Source organism: Halanaerobium sehlinense (genome assembly GCF_055379485.1).
In genome coordinates this window covers 538,684-555,717 of sequence record NZ_AP042442.1, presented here as the reverse complement: position 1 = coordinate 555,717, position 17,034 = coordinate 538,684, and the positions used below count along the sequence as shown (strand labels likewise).

The 17,034-nt window shown below is 33.4% G+C and carries 15 protein-coding genes and 1 tRNA gene; 1 reads left to right on the top strand and 15 read right to left on the bottom strand.

Going from position 1 to position 17,034, the window contains the following annotated elements; translation table 11 throughout:
- Window positions 1-12: 12 nt before the first annotated feature.
- Together ACZ446_RS02775 and ACZ446_RS02770 are read right to left on the bottom strand one after the other, a co-directional pair.
- Entirely contained in the window at window positions 13-492 is a 480-nt protein-coding gene (locus ACZ446_RS02775; RefSeq protein ID WP_464393621.1) for a DUF456 domain-containing protein, read from the bottom strand.
- A gap of 236 nt (window positions 493-728) precedes the next feature.
- Window positions 729-1,187, bottom strand: coding sequence for a redoxin domain-containing protein (locus tag ACZ446_RS02770; protein ID WP_464393620.1), 459 nt, complete (start codon window positions 1,185-1,187; stop codon window positions 729-731).
- Between the two features lie 157 nt (window positions 1,188-1,344).
- Here ACZ446_RS02770 and ACZ446_RS02765 point away from each other — a divergent pair.
- Window positions 1,345-1,421: transfer RNA gene (locus ACZ446_RS02765), tRNA-Pro, on the top strand.
- A gap of 88 nt (window positions 1,422-1,509) precedes the next feature.
- Here ACZ446_RS02765 and ACZ446_RS02760 read toward each other — a convergent pair.
- The 13 genes from ACZ446_RS02760 to proC form a co-directional block, all read right to left on the bottom strand.
- Window positions 1,510-2,913 (bottom strand): NAD(P)/FAD-dependent oxidoreductase, encoded by a 1,404-nt coding sequence (locus ACZ446_RS02760; protein ID WP_464393619.1) that lies wholly within the window; start codon window positions 2,911-2,913, stop codon window positions 1,510-1,512.
- 214 nt (window positions 2,914-3,127) lie between these two features.
- Window positions 3,128-4,357 carry a hypothetical protein gene (locus tag ACZ446_RS02755; RefSeq protein ID WP_464393618.1) on the bottom strand — a complete coding sequence of 410 codons (1,230 nt, stop codon included), beginning with the start codon at window positions 4,355-4,357 and terminating at the stop codon, window positions 3,128-3,130.
- 73 nt (window positions 4,358-4,430) lie between these two features.
- Window positions 4,431-4,736 carry a YerC/YecD family TrpR-related protein gene (locus ACZ446_RS02750; RefSeq protein ID WP_464393617.1) on the bottom strand — a complete coding sequence of 102 codons (306 nt, stop codon included), beginning with the start codon at window positions 4,734-4,736 and terminating at the stop codon, window positions 4,431-4,433.
- A gap of 24 nt (window positions 4,737-4,760) precedes the next feature.
- Window positions 4,761-6,299: a glutamine-hydrolyzing GMP synthase gene (gene guaA / locus ACZ446_RS02745; protein WP_464393616.1), complete on the bottom strand. Its 1,539-nt coding sequence runs from the start codon at window positions 6,297-6,299 to the stop codon at window positions 4,761-4,763.
- Window positions 6,300-6,477: 178 nt separating this feature from the next.
- Window positions 6,478-9,102, bottom strand: coding sequence for a pyruvate, phosphate dikinase (ppdK, locus tag ACZ446_RS02740; protein WP_464393615.1), 2,625 nt, complete (start codon window positions 9,100-9,102; stop codon window positions 6,478-6,480).
- Window positions 9,103-9,116: 14 nt separating this feature from the next.
- Entirely contained in the window at window positions 9,117-9,926 is an 810-nt protein-coding gene (locus ACZ446_RS02735) for a pyruvate, water dikinase regulatory protein (protein ID WP_464393614.1), read from the bottom strand.
- A 400-nt stretch (window positions 9,927-10,326) separates the two neighbouring features.
- Complete coding sequence (gene groL, locus ACZ446_RS02730) at window positions 10,327-11,991, bottom strand: chaperonin GroEL (protein ID WP_464393613.1); 1,665 nt, start codon at window positions 11,989-11,991, stop codon at window positions 10,327-10,329.
- Window positions 11,992-12,107: 116 nt separating this feature from the next.
- Window positions 12,108-12,401 carry a co-chaperone GroES gene (locus ACZ446_RS02725; RefSeq protein ID WP_464393612.1) on the bottom strand — a complete coding sequence of 98 codons (294 nt, stop codon included), beginning with the start codon at window positions 12,399-12,401 and terminating at the stop codon, window positions 12,108-12,110.
- Window positions 12,402-12,636: 235 nt separating this feature from the next.
- Window positions 12,637-13,977: a DUF512 domain-containing protein gene (locus ACZ446_RS02720; RefSeq protein ID WP_464393611.1), complete on the bottom strand. Its 1,341-nt coding sequence runs from the start codon at window positions 13,975-13,977 to the stop codon at window positions 12,637-12,639.
- Window positions 13,978-13,987: 10 nt separating this feature from the next.
- Complete coding sequence (gene tsaD / locus ACZ446_RS02715) at window positions 13,988-15,040, bottom strand: tRNA (adenosine(37)-N6)-threonylcarbamoyltransferase complex transferase subunit TsaD (protein ID WP_464393610.1); 1,053 nt, start codon at window positions 15,038-15,040, stop codon at window positions 13,988-13,990.
- Window position 15,041: 1 nt separating this feature from the next.
- On the bottom strand, window positions 15,042-15,755 hold the full coding sequence (gene tsaB, locus ACZ446_RS02710; protein WP_464393609.1) for a tRNA (adenosine(37)-N6)-threonylcarbamoyltransferase complex dimerization subunit type 1 TsaB: 714 nt from the start codon (window positions 15,753-15,755) through the stop codon (window positions 15,042-15,044).
- Entirely contained in the window at window positions 15,749-16,219 is a 471-nt protein-coding gene (tsaE, locus tag ACZ446_RS02705; RefSeq protein ID WP_464393608.1) for a tRNA (adenosine(37)-N6)-threonylcarbamoyltransferase complex ATPase subunit type 1 TsaE, read from the bottom strand. Before tsaE ends, tsaB begins: the two co-directional genes overlap by 7 nt.
- A complete protein-coding gene (proC, locus tag ACZ446_RS02700) occupies window positions 16,220-17,023 on the bottom strand; it encodes a pyrroline-5-carboxylate reductase (protein WP_464393607.1) in 804 nt (267 codons plus the stop codon).
- Window positions 17,024-17,034 lie beyond the last annotated feature (11 nt).

Below are 17,034 nucleotides of genomic sequence, written 5' to 3'. Positions count from 1 at the left end.
TTTTTAATTTATTTAATAAATTTCTATCAAAAACCAGGCCATTAAAAAAATCTGCATAGCCAGTCTAGCAGCTGTACTGGTTAAAAAAGCTAATATACTCCCAACAGCGAGTTTAAATGAATCCGCTTTATTCCTGCTCTGCCAGTATTCTGTAACAAAAATCAAGACAAAAGGTGTGATTATAAAGCCTAATGGCCCTAAAAATACAGTTCCAAGCAGCATCCCAATAACAGCTGCAAATATAGTCTTATTGTTGCCCCCACGTTTTTTAATAAAATAGGCATTTGCTAAGTAATCCGCAAAAAAGATAAGGACAGTTATTAAAATCGCTCCAGCCCAAAAATATGGAGAATAATTAATACCACTCTTAATTATTTTATATAAAATAATAGCAGACCAGAAAAAAATAGAATCCGGCAAAACTGGTAAAAATATTGCAGCAATTTCAACCGCAAATAAAATTAATACCATAATTAACAAAAATATATCCACATTTTCACACTCCCTTAAAAATAAGATAAGCAACTTTTTTATAATAAAATATTACTATTTTTTCTTTCAGTCTGAATTTAATTATAACATAAATAACAAAGAGCAAGCAAAAAACCCTGTTTATAATAAACAGGGAATTCACTTGCTCTTAAGATTAATTATAGAATAAATCAGTTGTGAACTTTTTACTCTAATTTACTGAATAACAGCAATTTTTAATTTTATTTTTGTATAAATCAGTTATTTTTTACTGCTTCTAATACTTCGTCTATATCTGGCAGTTCTGGAATATCATACTCTTTAAGCCACAGAACTTTACCCTGATCATTGACTAGAATATTTACTCTACCTGATATTCCTTTTTCTTCAATAAAAATTCCCAATTTCGAAGCAAACTCTCCATGAGGCCAAAAATCAGATACTAATTTTAAATTTTTTAATTCCATATCTTTAGCCCAGGCCCTCTTAGATGGAACAGGGTCAACACTGATTCCGATTGGAACTGTATTATTTTTCTCAAATTCTTTATAATTATCTTCAAGTGCCTGCATCTGATTACGGCATACACTTGTCCAGGCTAAAGGATGAAATGATAAAAGAACATTCTTGCCTTCAAATTTGTCTAATTTAATTTCTTCCTCATTGTGGTCTCTTAAATTTATTTTTGGAATTTTATCTCCTACTTCAATCTTCATAAGAAATACCTCCTATTAAATATATTTAAACCTGAGTTATTAACTTGCATTAATTATATATAGATTGAGAATAAATATCAAGTTAAAATTTAACAATCAGGATAATTATTTTCTTTTGTATCAGATTAGATTATGATATAATATTTTATAATATTCACTGGCTGTGGCGCAGTTTGGTAGCGCGCTTCGTTCGGGACGAAGAGGTCCGGGGTTCAAATCCCCGCAGCCAGACCATTTTTCTCTGGACTAAAAAGCGGCAGAATCCAATTTTATTAGATGGATTCTGCCGCTTTTTTATATATTATAAAATTTTAATTAAAAACTAATTATCAGTATCTAATTTTTCAATTATGGAACGAGCAATTACGATACCAGAAACAGAAGCCTGCATCAAACCTCTAGTTATACCTGCTCCATCCCCACCAAAAAATAAGTTGTCTATTTTTGATTCTAAATTATCTTTCACATCAAGTCGAGAAGAGTAAAATTTAACTTCAACACCATAAAGTAATGTATCACGTCCATAGATACCAGGTGTGATTTTATCAAGTGCTTTTAACATCTCAATAATACCTGTCAAATGTCTATGAGGTAAAACAAGAGACAAATCTCCAGGAGTTGCATCTTTTAAAGTTGGTTCAGTGACTGAACGTTTTAATCTTTCTTCAGTTGTTCTTCTTCCTTCCAGAAGATCTCCTAGCCTCTGCACCAGAACTCCACCAGCAAGCATATTAGCAAGTTTGGCAATACTCTTGCCATAAGTAATTGGTTCATGAAAAGGTTCTGTAAAAGTTTTACTTACAAGCAGAGCAAAATTAGTATTATGAGTTTTAATATCAGAATGACTGTGACCATTAACTGTGATTAATCCTTGATTATTTTCACTTACAACCTCACCATAAGGAGACATACAGAATGTTCGTACCTTATCTTGAAAAGTTGGTGTATTATAAATTAATTTTGATTCATACAAATTATCAGTCATGTACTCTGTTACTGCCGCTGGACATTCAACCCTAACGCCAATATCAACTGGATTAATAGCTGTCGCAATATCAAGCTTTTTCGCCTCATTAGTCAACCACTCAGCATTTTCTCTACCTGCAGCTGCCATTACAAAATCAGCTGTAATCTTTTCACCAGCAGCAGTTTCTACTGCCTGAATCTTTTCAGATTCCACTATGAATTTTTTTACATTAACACCAAATCTAATTTCAACTCCCTTGTTTTCCAGATAATCCTGCATATTCTGCAAAACAACCTGACTATATCCAGTTCCTAAATGCCTTAAACTGGCCGGAATAAACTTAAGTTCAGCTCTAACAGCCTTCTTTCTTATTTCATCCTGCTTATCTTCAGCTACCCCAAAGATACGGTCTGGTGCACCAAATTCCATATAAATATCATCTGCATATGAAATATTGTCAATTAGCCTCTGTCTGCCTATGTAATTTTCTAAATTACCTCCAATATCAGGAGAAAGTGAAAGCTTGCCATCACTATAGGCTCCTGCTCCCCCCCAGCCTGATACTATTGCACAGCTTGGACAGTTAACACAACCTATTCCAGGATTCTCTTTCATAGGACAGACCCGTTTTTTAAGATTTGTTCCCTTTTCTAAAATTAGAATATCCAAATTTGCTTCCTTTTTAACAAATTCCATCGCAGTAAATATTCCAGTTGGGCCAGCTCCAATAATTATCACATCATAATCTTTTTTACTCATTAATTTTTAAACCTCCAGGTTTTAAATAAAGTCTAAATAATATTTTTTAGACAAACCAATATATTATTTTCTAGACAAACATTTAAAATCCTGCTTTTAATTTTGTTTTTTTCAAAAAAATGACCTTTAGATATATCAGATATATCTAAAGGTCATAAAATAATAATACTTATATTTATATTTTTTAATTTATCTCATAACATCCATCTAATTATTAAAAGCTAATTAGAGTAGATAAACCAAATTTAACTCCTTTAGCATTATCACTTAAAGCTAAAAGATCAGCAATTCCTAAATTAATTTTAAAGTTATCACTAATATGAATCCCCATTCCAGCTGCAATTTCAACATCTTCTCTTAAAGATGAATAGTTAACTCCAAGACGAAGTGGAATTAATTTAGTCCTTCTAAATTCACTTCCAATTGCATAGATGTTTTCATCCTGACCACCATCATAACTCACCCTGGAATAGTCAGCATATAAAACAGTGTTTTCACTGTATTCTCTTTTTAATCCCAGTCTATATGTTCGCGGCAGTTCATAAGTTATTTCTTCTTTAACTAATTTTTCAGTTATATTTTTTTCGTCAATTGAATTTCCAGCAGCAGTATATGATTTTCCATCTTCAATATATTCATCTGCAGAAAGTTCACCAATATTCATAGCACTAAAAGCAAAAGTATAATCTCCTTTAGTTTTTAATGCTAAACCAAAATCAAAAGCATCTCCACTTGCATCTTCAGCTTCATTAGTATAAAATTCTGCACCTGGTCCAGAATATTTAGCTTTATTACCATCTAATTCTGCAGTAATACTTCCTCCACCAGCAAATTGATAAATCTCACCTTCTAAATAATGGTAAGTTGCTCCAAAATATAGTCCTTCTATATTCTTTGAATTCTGAGACCAATTATTGAAGATCTTACGGGCATAACTTAAAGATACATCTGCTGTAGCAGCAGCACCACCTTTAGTTTCACCAAATTCTGCTGTAACCTGACCCTTATCACGAAGAGCATCTAAACTTATTTCAGGAGTATCTCCAGTTATAATTTCAGCGATATTGCTGTCAGCTTCCAGCATTCCTTCTCCTCTAGCATTTACTGCGAGAGCAAAGTTTTTATAAAAAAACTGAGTACCGGCAGCAGTTTCCCCGGCTAAAATCAGATCTTCACCAGTTAACTTACTTTCAATTTCATCTTCCGAAAACTCACTGTTTTCAAAGACGTTATTCCAGATGGAAAGTCCAAAATTTGCTTTTACTGCAAAATTGTTTGCTCTTAAAGCAAGTCCAGCTGGGTTGGAATAATAAGCTGCCTCACCTGTCATAGTGGAAAAATTATCCCCCATTCCAATTGCCTCAGCATCCAGAGCAGCTGAAACAGAACCAACAGTTGATAAAACAATCCCTAACATTAAAAATAATACTAATCCCTTTTTCATTGTTTCCCCCTTGTTTATATTTAGTTAGATTTATTATCAAGAAAAAAAGCTCATGATGAGCTTTTTCTTATAATTATTCATTTATAGCGTTACTCTCTTCCAGACGAGCTAAAATTAAATTATATCCATCCTCACCATATTCTAGCGAACGTTTAACCCGACTGATCGTTGCTGTACTAACCCCAGTCTCATCTACAATATGGTCATATGTATAACCTTCTTTAAGCATTCGTGCTACTTCAAGCCGCTGTCCCAATGCTTTGATTTCTCCTATTGTAGCTATATCCTGGAAAAAGTTATAACACTCTTCTTTAGTCTCAAGTAATAAGATAGCTTCAAATAACTGCTCAGTAAATTTATCTCTTATAGTGCGGGCCAAATTTTACACCCCTTTTCTAGAAAATTACTCCCATTCTATTGTTCCGGGAGGTTTTGATGTGATATCATAAACAACCCTATTAACTTCTTCAACCTGGTTAACAATTCGATTAGAAATTGACTGCATCAGCTCATATGGCAGCCTTGCCCAATCAGCAGTCATCGCATCATCACTATTTACTGCTCTTAAAATAATAGGGTAACCATAAGTTCTTTCATCACCCATGACTCCTACACTTCTTAAATCAGGTAAAACTGCAAATGACTGCCAAATATCTTTATAAAGACCTGCCTCTCTTATTTCTTCTTGAACAATTGCATCAGCATTTCTTAAAATTTCAAGTTTATTCCAGTCAACATCTCCAATAATTCTAATAGCTAAGCCAGGACCTGGGAAAGGTTGTCTCCAAACAATTTCTTCAGGCAATCCCAAAACTTCACCAATTTTTCTTACCTCATCTTTAAATAAGAAGTGAAGAGGCTCGACAAGTTCAAGATTCATTTCTTCAGGTAAACCACCAACATTATGGTGACTTTTAATTGTTGCTGCTTTATCTGTTCCACCACTTTCAATAACATCAGAATAAATTGTACCCTGAACTAAATAGCGGACATCTGATAATTTTTCAGCTTCTTCATCAAAAACCTGAATAAACTCATCTCCAATAATCTTTCTTTTTTTCTCTGGGTCTTTAACTCCAGCTAATCTATCTAAAAATCTTTCTTTTGCATCAACATAAATAAGAGGGATATTAAATTCTTCTCCAAAAGTCCTCTTAACTTGTTCAGCCTCACCTTTACGCAGCAAACCATGATCAACAAAAATACAGGTTAATTGGTCTCCTATAGCCTTATGTACGATAGCAGAAGCAACAGCAGAATCAACACCTCCAGAAAGCCCACAAATGACTTTTCCGGTACCAACTTGATTCCTAATTCTCTCAACTTCTTCGTTAATATAATCAGCCATATTCCAATTAGCTTTGACATTTACAATTCTAAATAAAAAATTATGCAGCATTGTTTTTCCCTGAATAGTATGATTTACCTCCGGGTGAAACTGTACTCCATAAAAATCGCGTTCAAAATCAGCCATTGCAGCTGCTTCAGTTAATTCTGTTTTAGCAATAACTTCAAAACCTGCTGGAACCTTTTTCACATGGTCACCATGACTCATCCAAACTTGTGAATGATTATCTATTTCTTTAAATAATTTTTTTTGGGTGAATAATTCTAAATTAGCCTTTCCATATTCACCATGCTCTGCCTTTTCAACCTGACCACCTTCTAATAACTGTGCCATTAACTGCATCCCATAACAGATACCTAAAATAGGAATCCCTAATTCAAAAACACCTTGATCAACACCTGGTGCTTTGGGTGCAGTTACACTATCTGGTCCTCCAGAAAAAATTATAGCTGCTGGATTAATATTTTTGATTTCTTCTAAATCAATATCATGTCCTCTAATTACTGAATAAACATTAAATTCTCTTACTCTTCTGGCAATCAGCTGACTATACTGACCTCCAAAATCAAGAATAAGTATTTTATCGTAGTCCATCAAATTCCCCTTCCGCTTTTATTTACTAAAGTATACAGGTTAAAGACAGCAATTGTCAAGCAGTATCCGATTAATAAATTAATTTTTAAATAAATATTAAAACTCCCCTCTATTGTCTAAAAATAATAGAAGGGAGCTCATATTATCTAATTTAGAAAGTCAAAATATAAAACTTTAACTATCCATTTTTTATTGCTGATTGTGCTGCTGCTAAACGAGCGATTGGAACTCTATATGGTGAGCAGGAAACATAATTTAGATTGTTTTTATGACAGAATTCAATTGATGACGGTTCTCCACCGTGCTCGCCACAAATACCAATCTTCAATTCTGGTTTTTCTTCTCTTCCCAATTTAACTGTATTTTCAATTAATTTTCCTACACCCTCTTGATCCAGAACCTGGAAAGGATCTTTAGCGAAAATTTCCTGTTCCAGATATTCACTAATAAATTTACCAGCGTCATCACGTGAAAATCCATATGTCATCTGGGTTAAATCATTAGTTCCGAAGGAGAAGAAATCAGCAAATTTAGCAATCTTATCTGCTAAAAGAGCAGCTCTTGGAATCTCAATCATAGTACCAATAGTATAATGAATTTCTGTATCAGTATTATCTAATAATTCTGAAGCTACTTTCTCAGATTTTTCTCTTAAAATTTCCAGTTCTCTATCAGTTCCAACAAGAGGAATCATAATATCTGCTTTAACATCATAGCCATCCTCTTCTTTAACTTCAATTGCTGCTGAAATAATTGCTTTAACCTGCATTTCATAAATTTCAGGATAACTAATACCTAAGCGGCAGCCTCGATGTCCTAACATTGGATTCATCTCTTCTAAATCGCTAATTGTCCGTCTTAATTCCTCAACTGAGATAGATAATTCGCCAGCTAAGTTTTTAATATCTCTTTCATTTTGAGGTAGGAACTCATGTAATGGTGGATCTAATAATCTTACAGTTACATTTCGATCCTGCATAACTTTAAAGATACCCTTAAAGTCCTCTTTTTGATAAGGGAATAATTTATCCAGAGCTTTTTTACGTTTTTTCTTACTATCAGCAACAATCATTTCACGAACTGACATAATTCTTTCACTATCAAAAAACATATGCTCTGTCCTGCAGAGTCCAATACCCTCAGCTCCAAAGTCTACTGCTACCTGAGCATCATTTGGAGTGTCAGCATTAGTATAAACTCCCATATCACGGTACTCATCTGACCATTCCATTAACATTTTAAAGTTATCTGTTAAATGAGCATCTGTTGTTTCAACAACCCCTGCATAAACTTCTCCAGTGCTACCATTAAGAGAAATATAATCACCTTCATTAAACACTCTATCGTCAACGAAAAACTGTCTGGTGCTTTCATCAACCTGAATATCACCAGCACCGGCAACACAACACTTGCCCATACCTCTAGCAACTACAGCTGCATGAGATGTCATACCACCACGAGATGTTAAAATACCATTTGACTTAACCATACCTTCTATATCTTCCGGTGAAGTTTCTTTCCGCACCAGGATCACATCTTCACCATCAGCAGCAGCTTCAGCTGCATCTTCGGAATTGAAGTATATTTTACCTATTGCAGCACCAGGAGACGCTGCAAGTCCAGTCGCCAGTAAATCAGCTTTTTCCAATTCATCTTCCTTAAAATTGGGATGTAAAAGCTGACTAATATCTTCAGGATCAATTCTCATAATTGCAGTCTCTTTATCAATTAAGCCTTCTTCTTCCATATCTACAGCAATATTAATTGCTGCATCTGCAGTTCTTTTACCAGTTCTTGTCTGCAGTAAGAATAGATCACCTTCCTGAATTGTAAACTCAATATCCTGCATATCTTTATAATGCTGCTCTAATGTTTCTGTAACATCCATAAACTCATCATAAACACCAGGCATTAAATCTTTTAGTTCACTAATATTTTTAGGAGTTCTAATTCCAGCTACTACATCTTCACCCTGAGCATTTAATAGAAATTCTCCAAATACTTTATCTTCTCCAGTGGCAGGGTTACGAGTAAAAGCAACACCTGTACCAGAGTTATCACCTATGTTACCAAAAACCATAGTCTGAACATTTACTGCAGTACCCAGATCATGTGGAATATCATTATGATTTCTGTAAGAAATAGCACGATTATTATTCCAGGAACTAAATACAGCTTTTACAGCCATCAGCAATTGCTCCTCTGGCTTTTGTGGAAATTCTATGTCTTTTCTGTTTTTAATTAAAGCTTTAAAATCTTTAATGATGTCTTTTAAATCATCGACAGTCAGATCAGTATCATTGTCATAATTTTTCTTCTCTTTTTTGCGTTCAAGATAATTGTCAAACTCATAACCAGGAATCCCAAGTACAACATTACCAAACATCTGAATTAAACGACGATAACTATCATAGGCAAAACGAGGATTTGAAGTCTTTTTAGCTAATCCTTCAACACTCTTATCATTCAGACCCAGGTTTAAAATTGTATCCATCATTCCAGGCATAGAAATTACTGCACCAGATCTTACAGATACTAAGAGAGGATCATTTACATCACCAAAATCTTTGCCTATTTTCTTTTCTAAATCTGCTAAATGTTCAAAAATACTTTCTTTTAAACTATCTTCTAGTTTTTCACCAATTTCAATATAGTGAATACAGGCTTCTGTAGTGATTGTAAATCCTGGAGGCACCGGTAATCCAATTTTACTCATCTCAGCAAGATTGGCACCTTTACCACCCAACAATGACTTCATTTCTTTTTTTCCTTCTTCAAAGGCATAAACATATTTCTTCAACAAAACCCCTCCTTTTGTTAGTTAAGATCATTTATGATATCAATAACTAAATTTGCTGCTTCTTCAACAGCTTTTTTAGTCATATCAATTACTGGACAGCCAAGTTTTTTCATTATCTTTTGAGCATATTCCAATTCCTCATAAATCTTTTCAATTGATACATAATCTACACTATTGTCAAGTCCTAAAACTTTAATTCTTTCACGTCTAATTTCTATTAGATCTGATGGATCAATCATCAAACCAATTATTTTTCTTCTTGGAATTTCAAATAATTGATCTGGAACTTTAGAACCTGTAACAAGTGGAATATTAACTACCTTATAATTTTTATGTGCTAAATACATACTCAAAGGAGTTTTAGATGACCGAGAAACTCCAATTAATACTATATCCGCTTTTAAAATCCCCCTGGGGTCTTTACCATCATCATATTTAACCGCGAATTCTACAGCTTCAACCCTTTTAAAATAACTTTCATCTAATTTACGAATTACTCCCGATTCCCTTAATGGTTCCTGTTTTAAAAAACTACTAAACTTATCTAAACTGGGAGCCATAATATCAATATATGTTATATTTTTCTGATCACAAACCTTTTTAAGATAATTAGAGATTTCCTGATTAACTATTGTGTAAACAAAAATTGAATTTTCAACATCTACATTTTCCATAATATTATCAATTTTAACTACACTCTCAACATAGGGATACTTTTTGATTTCATAATCTGCATTCTTATACTGTTCTGCTGCAGCTCGAGCAACCTGTTCAGCTGTATCACCTACTGAATCGGACAATACATATACCATAAAGGTTTTTTTCATATAATCACCTACCCTACATACTTTTTTTATTTAAAGTAATATTTATCTATCACCACCTGTATTTTTTTCTATTTTTTGCAAAAAAAGTATTTGTTTTTCGCAAAAAATTATGAAATTTTAAACTAAAGTGACATTGATTTGTAAAAAGGAATTTGATCTTAAAAAAATAGAATAATATGATTTATATTAGATAAGCCTTTAATTTAAACTTTCATTTTGAGATATATTTTCTCTTATAATATTTATTCTCTATTAATCAAAAAAATCCTTTTTTAAAAGAAGAAAATCTCAATTTATGATCTTATATTTTAAATTAACTTTAAATATAAAAAGGTGTATGACTCTAGAAAAGAATCATACACCTTAATAACTTATTTTGTTAAGAATGTGGTGTTTGAGCTTACATCATGCCGCCCATTCCACCCATTCCACCCATGCCGCCCATTCCTCCGGGCATGCCGCCGGGCATTCCACCACCATTGTCGTCATCATCATCACTATTATCAGCAACTAGACACTCAGTGGTTAAAAGCATTGAAGCAGCACTTGCTGCATTTTGAAGAGCAGAACGAGTTACTTTGGCAGGATCAATAATACCAGCCTTAACCATATCTACATATTCACCTTTAAGCGCGTCAAATCCAATTCCTTCGCCTTTTTCCTTAACTCTCTCTACAACAACAGAACCTTCATGACCTGCATTATTAGCAATTTGTTTAATTGGAGCTTCTAAAGCTTTACGTACAATGTCAACTCCAGTACCCTCATCACCTTCTAAGTTTAAGCCATCAAGAGCAGCCATCACTTTCAGATAAGTGGTACCTCCTCCTGCAACTAGGCCTTCTTCTACAGCTGCTCTAGTAGCAGATAATGCATCTTCAATTCTATGCTGTTTTTCCTTTAATTCAGTTTCAGTTGCTGCACCAACTTGAATTACTGCAACTCCTCCAGCAAGTTTAGCAAGTCTTTCCTGTAATTTTTCTCTATCAAAATCAGAACTGGTACTCTCAATCTGTTTTCTTAATTGAGAAATTCTATCCTGAATTTTTTCTTTGTCTCCATTACCTTCAACGATAGTTGTATCATCTTTAGTAATTGTTACTTTATGTGCCTGACCTAAATCATTAATACTGGCATTTTCTAATTTTAAGCCAAGATCTTCAGTGATTAGCTTACCACCAGTTAAAACTGCAATATCTTCTAACATTGCTTTACGGCGGTCACCAAACCCTGGTGCTTTTACAGCTACACAATTGAATGTTCCACGAATCTTATTAACAACTAAAGTAGCTAATGCTTCACCTTCAACCTCTTCAGAAATAATTAATAGACTCTTACCTGACTGAGCAACCTGCTCTAAGAGAGGTAAAATATCCTGAATGCTGGAAATTTTCTTATCAGTAATTAAGATATATGGATCTTCTAAAGAAGCTTCCATTGTATCAGTATCTGTTACCATATATGGAGATAAGTAACCGCGATCAAACTGCATACCTTCTACAACATCTAAAGAAGTTCCCATACTTTTTGATTCTTCAACAGAAATAACTCCATCCTGACCAACTTTTTCCATTGCTTCAGCAATTAAGTTACCTATTTCATCATCATTACCAGCAGAAATAGAAGCAATCTGAGAAACCGCTTCTTTACCCTCTACAGGTTTAGCAACAGAAGCTATTTCGGCAGTTAAAGTTTCAACTGCTTTTTGAATACCTCTTTTAATTAACATTGGATTTGCACCGGCAGCTACATTTTTAAATCCTTCTTTTAATATAGCCTCTGCTAATACTGTTGCAGTTGTTGTTCCATCACCAGCAACATCATTAGTCTTGGTTGCTACTTCTTTAACTGCTTGAGCTCCCATATTTTCATATCGATCTTTTAATTCTATTTCTTTTGCAATACTAACACCATCATTAGTGATAGTAGGTGAACCAAAACTCTTTTCTAATAGTACATTACGTCCTTTTGGTCCAAGTGTTACCTTTACTGCATTTGCTAAACGTGAAACTCCTGTTTCTAACTTGCGACGGGCATCTTCACCGAACTTTAACTGTTTTGGCATCTAAATCCCTCCTGTATATTTAAACTGAGCTATTTTTTATTAAGTAAATCATTATAAAATTTAAATCAAATTTATTTAACAGTAAAATAAATTAGCAGCTGCTAATTTATAATTATCTATTCAATTACTGCTAAAACATCATCAATTGACAAAATTATATACTCTTCAGAATCAATCTCCACTTTGGTTCCAGCATATTTATCAAAGACTACTGTATCTCCTACAGCTACTTCTGCTTCTCCACCTTCTGGAGCAATGTTTTTACCTACAGCAACAATTTCTGCCTGCTGTGGCTTCTCATCTTTTTTAGCAGTATCAGGAAGAACAATTCCCCCTTTGGTCTTTTCTTCACCTTCATCTTTTTCTACATACTGTACTACAACTCTGTTATCTAGTGGTTTAATACTCATTTAAAAATAACCCCCTTCTAATATTATATTCTTTTATAATAATTAGCACTCAATAGAAGCGAGTGCTAACAAGCACTGTAAATATAATATCTAAGTCAGAAGCGAAAATCAAATTCTTTAATTAAGCTTTAAAACGATTTAAAAGCATTTATTACTCTTTAGAGCTGATTAAGTTGTTAATTCTCTAATTAACGTCTTATAAATCTTTTTAATTATCTAAAATGATAATCAAAAACTAAACAAGGATAACCTCAGCTTCGAATTCATCTTCAAGTTCACTATAATGATTACCAAGCAGATCATTACCATAATAATCATATATTATTTCTGGTAAAATTATTTTATCAACTTTTATATCTGTTTTTTTTAATGTTTCAATCAAATCATTATTGCAAAGTAAACCAGCTGCAAAAATTGACCCTCCTAAAAACAAATTATTAGCCTTTAAGATAGTTAAGTTATAATTTTTACTTAAATAAGATTTTAACATCTTTCTTATAAATTCATATGCAGGTCTAGATGAGATTACAACAGTGTGCATGTTTTTGCTTGCTTCTGCATAAGCAAGCAATTTATCTATCTGATTTAAAGATAAATCATAAGCCATAATTAAACCCGAATTCTCATTCGCTTCTTTAATTATTGTTGTTTTAAGTTTTTCACCCTCGCGAAGAAATTCAATTTTAGGATTTTTCACTGTTTTGATTTTATAAAAAGCATCAACTCTACTTTTTACATCAACCTGGTTTACTTTTAAAATAATATCACCACTTTTAATTCCAGCAGCTTGCGCAGCTGAATTAGTTATCAAATTACTAATTTCAGCTTTCAAAGAAGAAATCAGTTGGGGTTCAATAATAATTGGGTATGAATAATTATTTTGTTCTTTGCTAATAAAATTATTTAGCTTATAATATTCTTTTTTTTCTACAATCAAATCTTCATCTGCAAAACTGCTGAATCCCGCCAGAAAAACTCTCAAGCTCCGCGGAGGATACTTTTCTAAAAAATCAAAAGTCCTTCTCAAATATCCAAAGCCATTTAAATGATGCATTGATACAATACTTGCCTCAAATTTAATTTTCTGTTCTTTTAATTCTGGTATTAATTTAAAAACATTATCCGGCCGTGAATCATTCATTAAAAAAACCCGTTCCTCAGGAGCGGGGGCATTTAAAGATATATTCAATTCTAGAGGTTTTAATTTTTTTAAAAGATCTATTTTTTCCAGCTGAAGAAAAGAACCACTGCTGGTAATTTTAATTTCTATCTCAGGCCAGCGCTTTCTTAAACACTTCAAAATTTTGAAAATATCAGGGTGAACAAAAGGCTCACCCTCAATTATTTTACTGGCAGATTCTCCAATAAAAACCGGCTGCTCTGGATCTAAAAACTCAATCATTCTTTTAATTAAATTAAATTCCAGATGACCAAAACTGTATGTTTCTATCTCTGGAGGATTATTTTTATGACTGCAAAAAATACAATTTAATTTACAAATTGATGTTATTGGAAGAATATTATCTTCTTTAACTGTTTTAAAAAGTATTTCTTCTTTTGTTCTATTACTTTTCATTATTAATCACCTATAATTTCAATGCAGGATCGGCACTAATACTCAAAGGTGCAAAATCATGCTCAAGATATTGGTAATAAGCAACTGCCCCAATCATGGCTGCATTATCTGTGCAGAACTCCAATTTGGGAGAATATAACTCTAAATTATATTCTTTTATTCTTTCTGCAATCACATGTCTAAGTCTTTGATTAGCTGCTACTCCACCTGATAAAACAACACTCTTAACATCATATTCCTTTACAGCTTTAATTAAATTTGAGGCTAAACTATCAACAACAGCTTCTTGGAAACTGGCTGCTAAATCATTTTTATTAATTTCATTACCTCGCTGTTTTTCATTATTAACATAATTCATTACTGCAGTTTTTAATCCACTAAAACTAAAATTATAACTATCTCCTAAATCAGCCCTTGGAAAATCTATTGCATCTTTATTACCAGTAAAAGCTGTTTTTTCAATAGCTGGTCCACCGGGATAGCCCAACCCCATAAACCTCGCTATTTTATCAAAAGCTTCACCAGCCGCATCATCTATTGTTCGACCCAAAATTTTATATCCCCTTAAATTTTCAAAGTATAATAAATCTGTATGTCCACCTGAAATTGTTAAGCAAATAAGAGGCTTTTTGATATCAGGATTTTCAATAAAATTTGCGTAAATATGACCTGCTATATGATTCACCCCAATTAAAGGAATATTTAGCGAAAAAGAAATTGTTTTAGCAGCAGTTAAAGTTACCAAGAGACCCCCAACTAAGCCCGGGCCATAAGTTGATGCAACTGCATCTAAATCTTCAAAATCAATACCCGCCTCTTCTAAGGCTTGATCAATTACAGGCAGTAATAATTCCAGGTGTTTACGAGATGCAATTTCCGGGACAACTCCTCCGAATTTTTGGTGGAGCTTCACTTGAGATGAAACGACATTTGATAAAACTTCGAGACCGTTTTTGTTAACTGAGGCAGCAGTTTCATCACAGGAACTTTCAAGAGCTAAAATATAAATATCTTCTGTTTCATTTTTAATTTTATCTTCAAATTTCACTTTTTCCACTCCCATATTAGTTATCACCATATTTCTTCTGCCAGTTAATTTCAGCCTGTGGCTGCTTTAAATAGGTAGGCTTTAACTCATAAATATTATCTTTATATCCCTGAGATATATAATCTCTTCCTAACCTTGCTAAAACAGCTGCTCGAGGTATATTTTTTTCAAATGAACTCTTGTTTACTACAAAATTATTTGTTTTTAGAATATCTATTACTGCAGTTTGTTTTTCTCCAATTACAGTGAACTCATTTTCCTTATAATCACTCAAAATATTAGGAATTTCAGAAATTCTAGCACTTGCTGCAGTTAATAGCGTCTGAGGTATATAATTATTCTTTTTGTAATTTAACTTATAAAAAGAATAGTAGACTCGCTCACGTCTTGCATCCAGCAGTGATAATGAATATTCTGACTCAACTCCAGCAGCCATAATTTCTAAAGTAGAAATTCCCTTGACAGGAATTTCAAAAATTCTGGCTAAAATCTTAGCTGTTGTAATACCAATTCTTAAACCAGTAAATGATCCCGGCCCCACTGCTACTGCAGCTGCATCCAAAGCTTGAGGTTTTACTCCTATATTAGCAAAAATATCCTCCATTAATGGTAAAAGTTTTTCGCTATGTTTTCTTTTTAAGCTCAAATTGTATTCCGCTTTTATCGAGTCATTCTCAATTAAAGCAAGTCCTAAATTATCAGTAGAGGTATCAATACCTAAAGTTAACATTCTTTATTCAACCTTTCTATTAATAAAATGCTCTGCTTTCCTTCACCACGCACAGTTATTTTCCTCTGCCTTTTTGAAATTTTTTCTATATCAATAAAAATAAAATCAGCCGGAATTAAAGATAAAGCAAGTTCCGGCCACTCTATAAATACAACTGCTTCTCGATTTAAATAATCTTCAAAACCTATTTCTATTAGCTCTTCTCTGCTATCTAAACGATAAAGATCCATATGCAAAATTTCTATATCAGCCCTATATTCCTGAATAATACTAAAAGTTGGACTTGTTACCTCACCTTCGTAGCCTAATGCAGAAACTGCAGCCTTTGCAATTAAGGTTTTACCAGTACCAAGTTCACCTTTTAATAAGACTAGAGCCGGCGGCTTAATTAACTCTGCCAATTTACGACCAAAATTCATTGTTTCAGCTGGTGAATTTGTAGTTGTTGAATAATTTTTATCCATCTATTTTCCCAGCTCTTCCGAACGCTCAGCAGCTTTTTTTACAGCTCTGATAACAGCGGAACGAAACGAATTTTGCTCCAATTCAGCTACACCAGCTATAGTTGTTCCAGCAGGTGAAGTAACCATATCTTTTAATTCAGCTGGATGATTACCTGAGTTCAAAACCATCTCTGCCCCACCTTTAACTGTTTGAGCTGCTAATTTTAAAGCTTTTTCTCTTGTAAGACCTTTCAATACACCTGCATCTGCTAAAGCTTCAATAAAGATGTAAACAAAAGCCGGCCCACTCCCACTAAGTCCGGTTACTGCATCCATATCACTTTCTTCAACCTCAGTAGTTTCACCAAAAGAATTAAATATCTTCTCAACTAAAGCTTTTTCATCAGCTTCAACAGAAGGTGAAAAATAAAGTGCACTCATCCCTTCAGCAACCAGAGCTGGTGTGTTGGGCATAACTCTGATTATTTTTGTATCAGCAGTAAAATATTGGGCCAAAACTCTGGTCTTTACACCAGCTGCAATCGAAATAATAACCTTGGAATCAGCCCAATCTTTTATGTCTTCCAGCACAAATTCAATTATTTGGGGTTTTACTGCTAAAATAATATAATCCGCTTTTTTAACAGCTTCCTTATTATCAGCAGTAAGATTTATATCTGAAAATTCAGCTGGTATTTCAAAATTAGATTCAGCAAATTTTTTATCTGCTGCTGTTATATTATGTGCCTTAATAATTTCAGACTTAAGTATACCGCTTAAAATAGCCTGCCCCATATTGCCCAGACCTATTATTGCTAATTTCATCAAAAAATCCT

What these genes read in the sequence shown, in the direction of transcription:
- ACZ446_RS02770 (WP_464393620.1), bottom strand. Translation starts at nt 1,187, where the DNA reads ATGAAGATTGAAGTAGGAGATAAAATTCCAAAAATAAATTTAAGAGAC.
- ACZ446_RS02760 (WP_464393619.1), bottom strand. Translation starts at nt 2,913, where the DNA reads ATGAGTAAAAAAGATTATGATGTGATAATTATTGGAGCTGGCCCAACT.
- ACZ446_RS02755 (WP_464393618.1), bottom strand. Translation starts at nt 4,357, where the DNA reads ATGAAAAAGGGATTAGTATTATTTTTAATGTTAGGGATTGTTTTATCA.
- guaA (WP_464393616.1), bottom strand. Translation starts at nt 6,299, where the DNA reads ATGGACTACGATAAAATACTTATTCTTGATTTTGGAGGTCAGTATAGT.
- ACZ446_RS02735 (WP_464393614.1), bottom strand. Translation starts at nt 9,926, where the DNA reads ATGAAAAAAACCTTTATGGTATATGTATTGTCCGATTCAGTAGGTGAT.
- groL (WP_464393613.1), bottom strand. Translation starts at nt 11,991, where the DNA reads ATGCCAAAACAGTTAAAGTTCGGTGAAGATGCCCGTCGCAAGTTAGAA.
- ACZ446_RS02725 (WP_464393612.1), bottom strand. Translation starts at nt 12,401, where the DNA reads ATGAGTATTAAACCACTAGATAACAGAGTTGTAGTACAGTATGTAGAA.
- ACZ446_RS02720 (WP_464393611.1), bottom strand. Translation starts at nt 13,977, where the DNA reads ATGAAAAGTAATAGAACAAAAGAAGAAATACTTTTTAAAACAGTTAAA.
- tsaD (WP_464393610.1), bottom strand. Translation starts at nt 15,040, where the DNA reads ATGGGAGTGGAAAAAGTGAAATTTGAAGATAAAATTAAAAATGAAACA.
- tsaB (WP_464393609.1), bottom strand. Translation starts at nt 15,755, where the DNA reads ATGTTAACTTTAGGTATTGATACCTCTACTGATAATTTAGGACTTGCT.
- tsaE (WP_464393608.1), bottom strand. Translation starts at nt 16,219, where the DNA reads ATGGATAAAAATTATTCAACAACTACAAATTCACCAGCTGAAACAATG.
- proC (WP_464393607.1), bottom strand. Translation starts at nt 17,023, where the DNA reads ATGAAATTAGCAATAATAGGTCTGGGCAATATGGGGCAGGCTATTTTA.